The organism is Streptomyces longisporus, assembly GCF_039532765.1.
Lineage (GTDB): Bacteria > Actinomycetota > Actinomycetes > Streptomycetales > Streptomycetaceae > Streptomyces > Streptomyces longisporus.
In genome coordinates, this window is sequence record NZ_BAAASG010000007.1 from 105,334 (window position 1) to 118,495 (window position 13,162).

The following is a 13,162-nucleotide window of genomic DNA, read 5'->3' on the forward strand; positions in this document are numbered from 1 at the left end:
CTAATCCCACCGAAGGGGTGCGGCGGTCGGTACGGCCTCTGCCGGGGGCAGGGAACCGGGGCCCCAGGGTGTCAGGGCCGGGTGTTCCACTCGGCGATCACCGGGCGGTCGTGTTCGGTCGACAGCCGGCTGACCGTGCCCGTCGCCAGTTGGAAGAGGCGGCCGTCCGCGGGGGGCAGGCCCAGACGGCGGGCCGTCAGGACCCGCAGGAAATGGGCGTGGGCCACGAGGATCACGTCGCCGTCGGGGAGGGCCGCGTCCACGCGGGACAGGACGCGGTCGGCGCGTCGGCCGATCTGCTCGGGCGATTCGCCGGGGTGCCCGTCCGGGCCGGGCGGCACGCCGTCGGTCCACAGGTTCCAGTCGGGGCGGGTGCGGTGGATCTCGACGGTGGTGATGCCCTCGTAGTCGCCGTAGTCCCACTCGTGCAGGTCCGGTTCGACCACCGTGCCCGTGATGCCCGCGAGTTCGGCGGTGCGTATCGCGCGGCCGAGCGGGCTGGTCAGTGCAAGTGCGTAGGTCCGCTGCGAGAGGAGTGGAGCGAGCGACTTGGCCTGCTCCTCACCGTGCTGGGTGAGGGGCAGGTCGGTCCAGCTGGTGTGCTGTCCCGACACGCTCCACTCCGTCTCGCCGTGGCGGACCAGGAGAAGGTCCCCCACGGCTGCGTTACTCCTTCGACTCGACGGCGTGCCCGCCGAACTGGTTGCGCAGGGCCGCGATCATCTTCATCTGCGGGGAGTCGTCCTGGCGGGAGGCGAACCGCGCGAAGAGGGAGGCCGTGATGGCGGGCAGCGGCACCGCGTTGTCGATGGCCGCCTCGACCGTCCAGCGGCCCTCACCGGAGTCCTGCGCGAAGCCCTTCAGCTTGTCCAGGTGCTCGTCCTCGTCCAGGGCGTTGACCGCGAGGTCGAGCAGCCAGGAACGGATGACCGTGCCCTCCTGCCAGGAGCGGAACACCTCCCGGACGCTGTCCACCGACTCGATCTTCTCCAGCAGCTCCCAGCCCTCGGCGTAGGCCTGCATCATGGCGTACTCGATGCCGTTGTGGACCATCTTGGAGAAGTGCCCGGCGCCGACCTTGCCCGCGTGGACATAGCCGTACGGGCCCTCCGGCTTGAGCGCCTCGAAGATCGGCTGGAGCCGCTCGACGTGCTCCTTGTCGCCGCCGACCATCAGCGCGTAGCCGTTCTTGAGGCCCCACACACCGCCGGAGACACCCGCGTCGACGAAGCCGATGCCCTTGGCGCCCAGCTCCTCGGCGTGCTTCTCGTCGTCCGTCCAGCGGGAGTTGCCGCCGTCGACGACCGTGTCGCCGGGGGAGAGGAGGCCGCCGAGCTCGTCGACGACGGACTGGGTGGGGGCGCCCGCCGGGACCATCACCCACACCACGCGCGGTGCTTCGAGCTTGTCGACCAGTTCGGCGAGGCTCGCCGCGTCGGAGAGGTCGGGATTGCGGTCGTAGCCGATGACGGTGTGGCCGGCGCGGCGGATCCGCTCGCGCATGTTGCCGCCCATCTTGCCGAGCCCGATGAGTCCGATCTGCATGGTCAGTTCACTTCTTCCTGAGCGTTCTTGAGCTCGCGGTACGCGGCCACGAGAGCGGTGGTGGAGGGGTCGAGGCCGGGGACGTCGGCGCCTTCGGTGAGAGCCGGCTCGACGCGCTTGGCGAGGACCTTGCCGAGCTCGACGCCCCACTGGTCGAACGAGTCGATGTTCCAGATCGCGCCCTGGACGAACACCTTGTGCTCGTAGAGGGCGATCAGCTGGCCGAGCACCGACGGAGTCAGTTCCTTCGCCAGGATCGTCGTGGTGGGGTGGTTGCCGTGGAAGGTGCGGTGCGGCACCTGCTCCTCGGGGACCCCCTCCGCGCGCACCTCGTCGGCGGTCTTGCCGAAGGCCAGCGCCTGGCCCTGCGCGAACAGGTTGGCCATCAACAGGTCGTGCTGGGCGGCCAGTTCGTCGCCGAGCTCGGCCGCCGGACGTGCGAAGCCGATCAGGTCCGCGGGGATGAGCCGGGTGCCCTGGTGGATCAGCTGGTAGTAGGCGTGCTGCCCGTTGGTGCCGGGCGTTCCCCACACCACCGGGCCGGTCTCCCAGCCCACCACATGGCCGTCGCGGTCGACCGACTTGCCGTTGGACTCCATGTCCAGCTGCTGCAGATACGCCGTGAACTTCGACAGGTAGTGGCTGTACGGCAGTACCGCATGGGACTCGGCGCCGAAGAAATTGCCGTACCAGATGCCCAGCAGGCCGAGGATCAGCGGGGCGTTGGCCTCCGCGGGGGCGGTCCTGAAGTGCTCGTCGACGGTGTGGAAGCCGTCGAGCAGCTCCCGGAAGCGGTCCGGGCCGATCGCGATCATCAGCGACAGGCCGATGGCCGAGTCGAAGGAGTAGCGGCCGCCGACCCAGTCCCAGAACTCGAACATGTTGTCCGGGTCGATACCGAACTCGGTGACCTTGCCGGCGTTCGTGGACAGGGCCACGAAGTGCCGGGCGACCGCCTTCTCCTCGCCGAGCCCGCCGGGGCCGTTCAGCAGCCAGGAACGGGCCGAGGTGGCGTTGGTGATGGTCTCGATCGTGGTGAAGGTCTTGGAGGCGACGATGAACAGGGTCTCCGCCGGGTCCAGGTCCCGTACCGCCTCGTGCAGGTCGGCGCCGTCCACGTTGGAGACGAAGCGGAACGTCAGCTCGCGGGCCGTGAAGGTGCGCAGCGCCTCGTACGCCATCGCGGGGCCCAGGTCGGAGCCGCCGATGCCGATGTTGACGACGTTCTTGATGCGCCTGCCGGTGTGACCGGTCCAGGCGCCGGAGCGGACCCGCTCGGCGAAGTCGCTCATCTTGTCCAGGACGGCGTGCACCTGCGGCACCACGTTCTCGCCGTCGACCTCGATCACCGCGTCCCGCGGGGCGCGCAGCGCGGTGTGCAGCACGGCCCGGTCCTCGGTGACGTTGATCTTCTCGCCGCGGAACATGGCGTCGCGCAGCCCGAACACGTCGGTGGCGGCGGCCAGTTCCTGCAGCAGCGCCAGAGTCTCGTCGTTGACGAGGTGCTTGGAGTAGTCGATGCGCAGGTCGCCGACGCGCACGACATACCGCTCGGCGCGGCCGGGGTCGGCTGCGAACAGCTCACGCAGCACCGGCTGGCCCTGGGCGCGGTGGTCCTCCAGGGCGGTCCACTCGGGGCGCCGGGTGAGCTTCGGGGAGTCAGACATGAGAGACGGTCTCCTTGGCGGCCTCGCCCCGCAGGGCGACGGCGTACATCTCGTCGGCGTCGAGGCGGCGGAGCTCCTCGGCGATGAGTTCGGAGGTGGTGCGGACCTTCAGGGCGAGGGTGCGCGAGGGCTGGCCCGGCAGGGTGAGCGTGGCCAGCGGGCCCTCGGGGCGGTCGATGACGATCTCGCCGTCCGCGGTTCCCAGGCGCACGGCCGTGACGACCGGGCCCGCGGTGACCACGCGGTCGATCTTCACGTTCAGCCGTGCCTCCAGCCAGCGCGCCAGCAGTTCGGCCGCCGGGTTGTCGGCCTCGGCCTCCACGGCCCCCGACACGATCCGGGTGCGGGCCTGGTCCAGGGCCGCCGCCAGCATCGAGCGCCACGGCGTCAGCCGGGTCCAGGCGAGGTCGGTGTCGCCGGGGGCGTAGGAGCGGGCCCGCTGCTCCAGCGTCTCGGCGGGGTTCTCGACGGCGTACAGGTCGGTGATCCTGCGCTGCGCGAGGGCGCCCAGCGGGTCCTTGGCGGGCACCTCGGGCGCGTCCACCGGCCACCATACGACGACGGGCGCGTCCGGCAGCAGCAGCGGCAGGACGACCGAGTCGGCGTGGTCGGAGACCTCGCCGTAGGTGCGCAGCACGACCGTCTCGCCGGTGCCGGCGTCGGCGCCCACCCGGACCTCGGCGTCCAGCTTGGAGGCCATGCGGTCGCGCGGGGTGCGGGCATGCCGCTTGATGACGACCAGGGTGCGCGAGGGGTGCTCGTGCGAGGCCTCCTCGGCCGCCTTGATCGCGTCGTAGGCGTTCTCCTCGTCCGTGACGATGACCATCGTCAGGACCATGCCCACGGCCGGTGTGCCGATGGCGCGGCGGCCCTGCACCAGCGCCTTGTTGATCTTGCTTGCCGTGGTGTCGGTCAGGTCGATCTTCATGGCCTGCGCCAGCTCCGTCCGTCTCGTGCGAGCATCTCGTCGGCTTCTTCGGGTCCCCAGCTGCCCGAGGCGTACTGCGCGGGCTTGCCGTGCCGCGCCCAGTACTCCTCGATCGGGTCGAGGATCTTCCAGGACTCTTCCACTTCCTGGTGACGGGGGAACAGGTTGGCGTCGCCGAGCAGCACGTCCAGGATGAGCCGCTCGTACGCCTCCGGGCTGGACTCCGTGAAGGACTCGCCGTAGGCGAAGTCCATCGACACGTCCCGGATCTCCATCGAGGTGCCCGGCACCTTGGAGCCGAACCGGACCGTCATGCCCTCGTCGGGCTGGACGCGGATGACGATGGCGTTCTGCCCGAGCTCCTCGGTGGCGGTGGAGTCGAAGGGGGAGTGCGGCGCCCGCTTGAAGACCACCGCGATCTCGGTGACGCGACGGCCCAGGCGCTTGCCGGTGCGCAGATAGAAGGGGATGCCCGCCCAGCGGCGGTTGTCCACCTCCAGCTTGATGGCCGCGTAGGTGTCGGTCTTGGAGTTCGGGTCGATGCCGTCCTCCTGCAGGTAGCCGGCCACCTTCTCGCCGCCCTGCCAGCCCTCGGCGTACTGGGCGAGGACCGTGTGCTCACCCAGGTTCTCCGGCAGCCGCACGGACTTGAGGACCTTCAGCTTCTCGGTGAGCAGCGACTCCGCGTCGAACGCGATCGGCTCCTCCATCGCGGTGAGCGCCATCAGCTGCAGCAGGTGGTTCTGGATGACGTCACGGGCGGCACCGATGCCGTCGTAGTAGCCGGCGCGGCCGCCGATGCCGATGTCCTCTGCCATGGTGATCTGGATGTGGTCGACGTACGACCGGTTCCAGATGGGCTCGTACATCTGGTTGGCGAAGCGCAGCGCCAGGATGTTCTGGACGGTCTCCTTGCCCAGGTAGTGGTCGATGCGGAACACCTGGTCGGGCTCGAACACGTCGTGCACGATCGCGTTCAGCTCGCGGGCGCTCGCCAGGTCGCGCCCGAACGGCTTCTCGATCACCGCGCGCCGCCAGGAGCCCTTGCGCCCGTTCGCCAGCCCGTGCTTCTTGAGCTGCTGGACGACCTTGGGGAAGAACTTCGGCGGTACGGACAGATAGAAGGCGAAGTTGCCTCCGGTGCCGCGGGAGGCGTCCAGCTCGTCGACGGCCGACTTCAGCTGCTTGAACGCCGTGTCGTCGTCGAAGTCGCCGGGGATGAACCGCATGCCCTCGGCGAGCTGCTGCCAGACCTCCTCACGGAACTCTGTCCGGGCGTGCTCGCGGACCGCGTCATGCACGACCTGCGCGAAGTCCTGGTCCTCCCAGTCCCGGCGGGCGAACCCGACGAGCGAGAAGCCCGGCGGCAGCAGGCCGCGGTTGGCGAGGTCGTAGACGGCGGGCATCAGCTTCTTGCGGGACAGGTCGCCGGTGACGCCGAAGATGACGAGCCCGGACGGGCCCGCGATCCGCGGGAGCCGGCGGTCGCGGTCGTCGCGCAGGGGGTTGGTCCAGTCGAGCGCCGACCCGACCGTGGCGTGCTCGGTCATTCCGTCTCAACTCCCTTGCTGTCGAGGGACTTGGCGACGGCGTCCAGCAGGTCCTGCCAGGCCGTCTCGAACTTGGCGACGCCCTCGTCCTCGAGCTTCTGCACGACCTCGTCGTAGGAGATCCCGAGGGCCTCCACGGCGGCCAGGTCGGCGCGGGCCTGCGCATAGCCGCCGGTCACCGTGTCGCCGGTGATCTCGCCGTGGTCGGCGGTGGCGTTGAGGGTGGCCTCCGGCATGGTGTTGACGGTGCCGGGCGCGACGAGTTCGTCCACGTACAGGGTGTCCTTGTACGAGGGGTCCTTCACGCCGGTCGAGGCCCACAGGGGGCGCTGCTTGTTGGCCCTGGCGCTGCCGAGGGCGGTCCAGCGCCCACCGCCGAAGACCTCCTCGTACGCCTCGTAGGCGAGACGTGCGTTGGCGAGCGCCGCCTTGCCCTTGAGGACCGACGCCTCGGGGGAGCTGAGGCCGTCCAGCCGCTTGTCGATCTCGGAGTCGACGCGGGAGACGAAGAAGGAGGCGACGGAGTGGATGGCCGAGAGGTCGAGGCCCTTCGCGGCGGCCTTCTCCAGGCCGGCCAGGTAGGCGTCCATGACCTCGCGGTAGCGCTCCAGGGAGAAGATCAGCGTGACGTTGACGCTGATGCCCAGGCCGATGACCTCGGTGATGGCCGGCAGGCCCGCCCTGGTCGCCGGGATCTTGATCATGACGTTGGGCCGGTCGACCAGCCACGCCAGCTGCTTGGCCTCGGCGATCGTCGCCTTGGTGTCGTGGGCCAGACGCGGGTCGACCTCGATGGAGACCCGGCCGTCGCGGCCGCCGGTGGCGTCGTACACGGGCCGCAGGATGTCGGCGGCTGCACGGACGTCGGCGGTGGTCATCATCCGTACGGCCTCTTCGACCGTGACGCCGCGGACGGCCAGGTCGGCGAGCTGCTCCTCGTAGCCCTCGCCGGAGCCGATGGCGGCCTGGAAGATGGACGGGTTGGTGGTCACGCCGACCACGTTGCTGTTCTCGACGAGTTCGGCGAGGTTGCCGGACTCGATCCGCTTGCGGGAGAGGTCGTCCAGCCAGATGGAGACGCCCTCGTCGGACAGGCGCTTGAGTGCCCCCGCGGTCGCGGTTGCTTCGGTCACTTTGATCATCTTCTTTCTGGCGATCGGATCAACCGCGGGCGGCAGCGAGGGATTCCCGGGCTGCGGCGGCGACGTTCTCGGGGGTGAAGCCGAACTCGGCGAACAGGGTCTTGGCGTCGGCGGAGGCGCCGAAGTGCTCCAGGGAGACGATGCGTCCTGCGTCACCTGTGTAGCGGTACCACGTCAGACCGATCCCTGCCTCCACGGCGACACGGGCCCGCACGGACGGGGGAAGGACGCGCTCGCGGTACTCCCGCGGCTGCTGCTCGAACCACTCCACGGACGGCATCGACACCACCCGGGTGCCGATCCCCTCGGCCTCCAGCTGCTCGCGCGCGGCGACGGCGAGCTGGACCTCGGAGCCGGTGGCGATCAGCACGACGTCCGGGATCTCCTTCGAGGACTCCTTCAGGACGTAACCGCCCTTCGCCGCGTCCGGGTTGGGGGCGTAGGTCGGCACTCCCTGACGGGTGAGGGCGAGGCCGTGCGGGGCCGGGTCGGTGGCGTGCCGCTTGAGGATCTCGCCCCAGGCGATCGCGGTCTCGTTGGCGTCGGCCGGGCGGACGACGTTGAGGCCCGGGATGGCGCGCAGGGAGGCCAGGTGCTCGACCGGCTGGTGGGTCGGCCCGTCCTCGCCGAGTCCGATGGAGTCGTGCGTCCAGACGTACGTCACCGGGAGCTGCATGAGCGCAGACATCCGCACCGCGTTGCGCATGTAGTCGGAGAACACCAGGAAGGTGCCGCCGTAGATGCGGGTGTTGCCGTGCAGCGCGATGCCGTTCATCTCGGCGGCCATCGAGAACTCGCGGATGCCGAAGTGGACGGTGCGGCCGTAGGGGTCGGCCTCCGGGAGCGGGTTGCCCTTCGGCAGGAAGGACGACGTCTTGTCGATGGTGGTGTTGTTCGAGCCGGCCAGGTCGGCGGAGCCGCCCCACAGCTCGGGGACGATCGCGCCGAGCGCCTGCAGCACCTTGCCGGAGGCGGCACGCGTGGCGACGGACTTGCCCTCCTCGAAGACCGGCAGCGCGTCCTCCCAGCCCTCGGGCAGCTGGCCGGCCACGATCCGGTCGAACAGCTCGGCGCGCTCCGGGTTGGCGCCGCGCCACTTGTCGATCTGCTTGTCCCAGGCGGCGTGCGCCTCGGCACCGCGGTCCAGGGCCCCGCGGGCGTGGGCCAGCACATCGGCGTCGACCTGGAAGGACTGCTCGGGGTCGAAGCCGAGGATGCGCTTGGTGGCGGCGATCTCCTCGGCGCCGAGCGCGGAGCCGTGCGAGGCCTCGGTGTTCTGTGCGTTCGGGGCCGGCCAGGCGATGATCGTGCGCATCGCGATGATGGACGGGCGCTCGGTCTCGGCCTGCGCCGCCTTCAGGGCCGCGTAGAGGGCCGGTACGTCGATGTCGCCGCCGAGCGAGGGCTCGACACGCTGCACATGCCAGCCGTAGGCCTCGTAGCGCTTGAGGACGTCCTCGGAGAACGCCGTCGCGGTGTCGCCCTCGATGGAGATGTGGTTGTCGTCGTAGAGGAAGACCAGGTTGCCGAGCTTCTGGTGGCCGGCCAGCGAGGAGGCCTCGGCGGAGACGCCCTCCTCCAGGTCACCGTCGGAGACGATCGCCCAGATGGTGTGGTCGAAGGGGGAGGTGCCCTCGGGAGCCTCCGGGTCGAACAGGCCGCGCTCGTAGCGGGCGGCCATCGCCATGCCCACCGCGTTGGCGACACCCTGGCCGAGCGGCCCGGTGGTGGTCTCGACGCCGGCGGTGTGCCCGTACTCGGGGTGGCCGGGCGTCTTGGAACCGTGCGTACGGAACGCCTTCAGGTCATCCAGCTCGACCTCGTACCCGGCGAGGTACAGCTGCGTGTAGAGCGTCAGCGAGGTGTGCCCGGGGGACAGGACGAAACGGTCCCGGCCGGTCCACTCGGGGTCCGCGGGATCGTGACGCATCACCTTCTGAAAGATCGTGTACGCGGCCGGGGCCAGGCTCATCGCCGTGCCCGGGTGGCCGTTGCCCACCTTCTGCACGGCGTCGGCCGCGAGCAGACGAGCCGTGTCGACGGCACGCCGGTCGAGTTCGGTCCATTCGAAGCTGTCCGGAGTCTGCGTACTCATCTTCAAGAAGTCCTCGATCGAAGCGACTGAACTGCTCTGATGCCTTCAAACTTAAAAGTCTGACTTTTACGGGGGAAGGTCGCTGTGTGTCAGCCTGTGGTGAAAGTGGGACACCGACGGCACGACCGAGGCGGCACGAGTAGGACATGGCGGGCAGAACCATCCAAGGTGGAGACGGTGACGGTGGGGTGGACGGCATTCGAACGTTCCCTTTCCCGGTCGAGCTGAGTGTGGGCGGAGTCGGTATGCAGGTCGGCCCGATGGGGACCGGCCACACCTGGCACGCCGAGGCCCCGCTGGAGCGCGTCCACCGCATCGACTTCCATGTCGTGATGCTCTTCGACGGCGCCCCGGTCCGCCACATGATCGACTTCGCCGAGTACGAGGCGGCGGCCGGCGAACTGCTGTGGATCCGTCCCGGCCAGGTCCACCGCTTCTCGCGCACGAGCGGGTACCGCGGAACCGTGCTCACCATGCAACCCGGCTTTCTGCCGCGCGCCACGGTGGAGGCCACCGGTCTCTACCGCTACGACCTGCCACCCCTGCTCCACCCCGACGAGGCCCAGCTCACCGCCCTCAGAGCCGCCCTCGCCCAACTGCAACGCGAGTACGAGGACGACACGACCCTGCCGCTGAGCCTGCACACGGCGGTGCTGCGTCACTCGCTGACGGCGTTCCTGCTCCGCCTCGCCCATCTGGCGGCCAGCTCGGCGGAGGCGGTCCGCCGGCAGTCGGACACGACGTTCACCCTGTTCCGCGACGCCGTGGAGAAGGACTTCGCGACCAACCACAGCGTCAGCGCCTACGCCGATGCCCTCGGCTACTCCCGCCGCACACTCGTCCGTGCGGTCCGCGCCGCGACCGGTCAGACGCCGAAGGGCTTCATCGACAGGCGGGTCGTCCTGGAGGCGAAACGCCTGCTGGCCCACACGGACCTGCCGATCGGCCGGGTGGGCGCGGCGGTCGGCTTCCCCGACGCGGCGAACTTCTCCAAGTTCTTCCAGCAGCACACGGAGCTGACACCGGCGGCGTTCCGCGCGGAGCTGCGGTGACTCAGGAGGCGGCCGGGGCGCCCAGCCACGGCATGCGCCGCACCAGGGTGTCCCGCATCCTGGTCAGCGCCTCGATCCGCTCCGTCAGCTCGGCCACCCGCCGGGCCCCGACCTCGTGGTTCGCGGCGCAGGAATCCGAGTGCGCGAACACCTCGGGCAGGTCGCCGTCCAGGAAGCGCACGAAGGACTTGACGTTCTCCACGGTGAACCCGGAGGCGAGCAGGTCACGGATGTTGCGGACCCGCGTCTCGGCTCCGGGCCCGTAGACGCGGTAGCCGCCCGCGCTCCGACCGGACTCCAGCAGGCCCTGCTCCTCGTAGTAGCGCAGGGCGCGGGTCGTCGTGCCGGTCCGCGCGGCCAGGTCACCGATCAGCATCTCGCTCACCTCAGGGTTCACCTCTCCTGGTGGTCTACGGGAGTCAACTCCCCAGCCGTACCACGGTCTTCCCCGTGTATGCACCGCGGAGAAGATCGGTCAGCGCGCGGGGCGCGTTCGGCAGCCCGTCGATCACCGTCTCCTCGTAGACGATCTCCCCATCGCGCAGCCACCTGCGGAACTGCTGCCCGAACTCGGCCGCCTTGTCCAGGTGGTCGACGACGGTGAAGCCGCGGATGGTCAGCCGCTTGGCGGCCACGGTCAACAGGTCGCCGGGGCCCTGGTCGGGGCGGCCGGAGCTCTGGCGGGCGAGCGCTCCGCAGACGGCGATGCGGCCGTGCGGGTTCATCACCTCGACAGCGGCCCGCAGTTGCTCGCCGCCCACGTTGTCGAAGTAGACGTCGATGCCGTCGGGGGCGGCCTCGCGCAACCGGTCCAGGGCGGGGCCGTCGTGGCGGTCGAAGGCCGCGTCGAAGCCGAGCCTGCCGGTGAGGTTCCGGACCTTCTCCGGAGACCCCGCGCTGCCGATCACCCGCGCCGCGCCCTTGAGCCGGGCGATCTGACCGGCCAGAGAGCCGATCGCGCCCGCCGCGCTGGAGACGAACACCGTGTCGCCGGGCCGCAGTCGGGCGACATGGACGAGCCCGACGTAGGCGACCAGGCCGAAGCCGAGATGGAGGGAAGGGGTCGGGTAGGCGGCCGGGTCGACGCGGCGGAAGACCTCCGCCCCGGCCACGGCGTACTCCCGCCAGCCCAGCCGGTGCACCACCAGGTCGCCCTCCGCCAGGGAGGGGTCGGCCGAGGCGATCACCTCGCCGACGGCGTCCCCGTACAGCACCTCGCCGAGCTCGTAGCGGGGCCGGGGCACCGCGGGTTCGGCCGACATCAGCGTCAGCATGCCGGGGTCGAGGGACAGGTAGAGGTTGCGGACCAGCACCTGGCCGGGGGCCGGATGGGGCACCGGGACCTCGGCGATCTCGAAGTCGCCGGGGGTGGGCAGGCCGTCGGGCCGGAAGGCGAGTCGAACCTCCAGGCCCGTAGGGGAGTTCACAGCGGAAGTCGTCATGGCGGCGACGCTAGGGGTTGACCCATACGTGAAGGTCAAGCCGCCCCGCGCCGCCGCCCGCCCGGTCAGTGCCCGAAGTCGAACCAGTTCACGTTCACGAAGTCCGCCGGCTGGCCGCTGGTGAAGGTCAGATAGACGTCATGGGTGCCGGTCACCGCACTGATGTTGGCCGGGACCGTCTTCCAGGACTGCCAGCCGCCCGTGTTGGCGAGGGCGAAGCTGCCGATCGGAGTGGCGGTACGGCTGTCCAGGCGCACCTCGACCAGGCCGCTCACCCCGGATCCGGCGCCGCTCGCCACGCGTGCGTAGAACTGCGTGGCCGCCGTGGAACCGAAGTTGACGCCCTTGTAGAGGGCCCAGTCGCCGTTGGCCAGGGAGCCGATGTCCTGGCCGCCGCCGGTGTCCGTGGTGCTCTCCGTGACAGTGCCGGACTGGCTGTCGTACGACTCCGCCTGGATGGCGCTGTAGGCGTCACGGTTGCCGGAGGGAGGGGGAGTGGTCGTGCTTCCGCCGCTCGACAGGACCTGGACGTAGTCCACCAGCATCGGGTGGCCGGACTCGGTTGCGCTGGTCGGGCCGCCGCCGAACGCGGCCGGGAAGGCGCCGCCCATCGCCACGTTCAGGATGACGAAGAAGCCGTGGTTGGTGGCGTTGGCCCAGGTCGTTGCGTCCATCTGATCGGCGGTGACGGTCTGGTAGTTGACACCGTCGACGTAGAAGCGGATCGCCTCGGGGCTGACCGAGCGGTCCCACTCCATGGTGTAGGTGTGGAAGCCGGACTGGCAGGTGGTGCCCGGGCATGCGATCGAATTGCCGAGGCCCGTCGTCTCGTTGCAGGGGCCGCCGGGGTTGGTGCCGCAGTGCATCGTCGCCCAGACCTTGTTGATGCCCTGGACGTTCTCCATGATGTCCAGCTCGCCGACGCTCGGCCAGTTCTGGTAGTTGCCGCGATAGGGGGCGCCCAGCATCCAGAACGCCGGCCAGTACCCCGCGCCCGCATCGCCGGTGACGTCGGGCATCTGGAGACGGGCCTCGACGCGCAGCTTGCCGCCGGCCGGGGGCTGGAAGTCGGTGCGGTTGGTCTCGATACGGCCCGAGGTCCAGTTGCCGGCGGAGTCGCGGATCGGGGTGATCTTCAGGTTGCCGCTGCCGTCGAGTGAGACGTTGCTGGTGCTGTTCGTCATCGTCTCGACCTCGCCGGTGCCCCAGTTGGCGGCGCCGCCGGGGTACGAAGTCCCGGTGTCGTACTGCCAGTTGGAGGTGTTGACGCCGGTTCCGGCGGAGCCGTTGAAGTCGTCGAGGAAGAGCTGCGTCCAGCCCGACGGGGGCGTTGGCGCCGAGGCGTCGGCGGACTGGGTGGCGGCCGTGGCGAGCGCGGCCGCCAGGCCGAGCGTGCTGAGGACGGCGAGGAGCGCGCGTCGCCGTCTGGGCATGCCGGAGGTTGCACGCATGGGGGTGCCTCCCGGGTACGGAGTGATGGGCTGCGGGTGCTCTTGAGAGCGCTCTCAAAGTGGGCCCAATGTGCTCTCCGTCACCAGACTCGTCAAGAGTTAAAGCAAGGAAAGTCCTTCCGTGGCGTGGAAGTTCATGCCCTGAACGGTGCAAAGGTGTTAAAGCGCGCCCCCGCCTTCCACTCCGTGGCCGAACACCGGCCCTATGCGGGTCAGCTTGAATTTGTTGATCCTTTGAATTTCCGGGCCGATTCCTGAGATTCGGTGAGGAGTCGCCCTGAGAACGCCCG

At 69.8% G+C, this 13,162-nt stretch carries 11 protein-coding genes; 1 reads left to right on the plus strand and 10 read right to left on the minus strand.

Annotated elements, in window-relative coordinates:
* Positions 1-71 precede the first annotated feature (71 nt).
* From ABD355_RS12045 to tkt, 7 genes are read right to left on the minus strand one after another with little or no spacing between them, the layout of a single operon-like run.
* Positions 72-659, minus strand: coding sequence for a histidine phosphatase family protein (locus tag ABD355_RS12045; protein WP_344400199.1), 588 nt, complete (start codon positions 657-659; stop codon positions 72-74).
* Between the two features lie 7 nt (positions 660-666).
* Positions 667-1,545, minus strand: a complete 879-nt coding sequence (gene gnd, locus ABD355_RS12050; RefSeq protein ID WP_344400200.1) for a phosphogluconate dehydrogenase (NAD(+)-dependent, decarboxylating) — start codon at positions 1,543-1,545, stop codon at positions 667-669.
* A gap of 2 nt (positions 1,546-1,547) precedes the next feature.
* Entirely contained in the window at positions 1,548-3,212 is a 1,665-nt protein-coding gene (pgi, locus tag ABD355_RS12055; RefSeq protein ID WP_344400201.1) for a glucose-6-phosphate isomerase, read from the minus strand.
* Positions 3,205-4,140, minus strand: a complete 936-nt coding sequence (opcA, locus tag ABD355_RS12060; protein WP_344400203.1) for a glucose-6-phosphate dehydrogenase assembly protein OpcA — start codon at positions 4,138-4,140, stop codon at positions 3,205-3,207. The genes pgi and opcA overlap by 8 nt, the downstream gene beginning before the upstream one ends.
* Positions 4,137-5,690, minus strand: coding sequence for a glucose-6-phosphate dehydrogenase (gene zwf / locus ABD355_RS12065; protein WP_344400204.1), 1,554 nt, complete (start codon positions 5,688-5,690; stop codon positions 4,137-4,139). Before zwf ends, opcA begins: the two co-directional genes overlap by 4 nt.
* Positions 5,687-6,832 (minus strand): transaldolase, encoded by a 1,146-nt coding sequence (gene tal / locus ABD355_RS12070; protein WP_344400205.1) that lies wholly within the window; start codon positions 6,830-6,832, stop codon positions 5,687-5,689. Before tal ends, zwf begins: the two co-directional genes overlap by 4 nt.
* A gap of 19 nt (positions 6,833-6,851) precedes the next feature.
* The gene (tkt, locus tag ABD355_RS12075) at positions 6,852-8,927 is read right to left on the minus strand and encodes a transketolase (protein WP_344400206.1); all 2,076 of its coding nucleotides are present in this window, start codon (positions 8,925-8,927) and stop codon (positions 6,852-6,854) included.
* A 146-nt stretch (positions 8,928-9,073) separates the two neighbouring features.
* Between tkt and ABD355_RS12080 the strand changes: the two genes are divergently transcribed.
* Entirely contained in the window at positions 9,074-9,979 is a 906-nt protein-coding gene (locus ABD355_RS12080) for a helix-turn-helix domain-containing protein (protein ID WP_344400208.1), read from the plus strand.
* Position 9,980: 1 nt separating this feature from the next.
* Here ABD355_RS12080 and ABD355_RS12085 read toward each other — a convergent pair whose 3' ends face one another.
* The 3 genes from ABD355_RS12085 to ABD355_RS12095 form a co-directional block, all read right to left on the minus strand.
* Positions 9,981-10,355, minus strand: coding sequence for a MerR family transcriptional regulator (locus ABD355_RS12085; RefSeq protein ID WP_344401183.1), 375 nt, complete (start codon positions 10,353-10,355; stop codon positions 9,981-9,983).
* A 43-nt stretch (positions 10,356-10,398) separates the two neighbouring features.
* Complete coding sequence (locus ABD355_RS12090; protein WP_344400209.1) at positions 10,399-11,421, minus strand: NADP-dependent oxidoreductase; 1,023 nt, start codon at positions 11,419-11,421, stop codon at positions 10,399-10,401.
* A gap of 65 nt (positions 11,422-11,486) precedes the next feature.
* Complete coding sequence (locus ABD355_RS12095) at positions 11,487-12,872, minus strand: glycoside hydrolase family 16 protein (protein ID WP_344400210.1); 1,386 nt, start codon at positions 12,870-12,872, stop codon at positions 11,487-11,489.
* Positions 12,873-13,162: the final 290 nt, after the last annotated feature.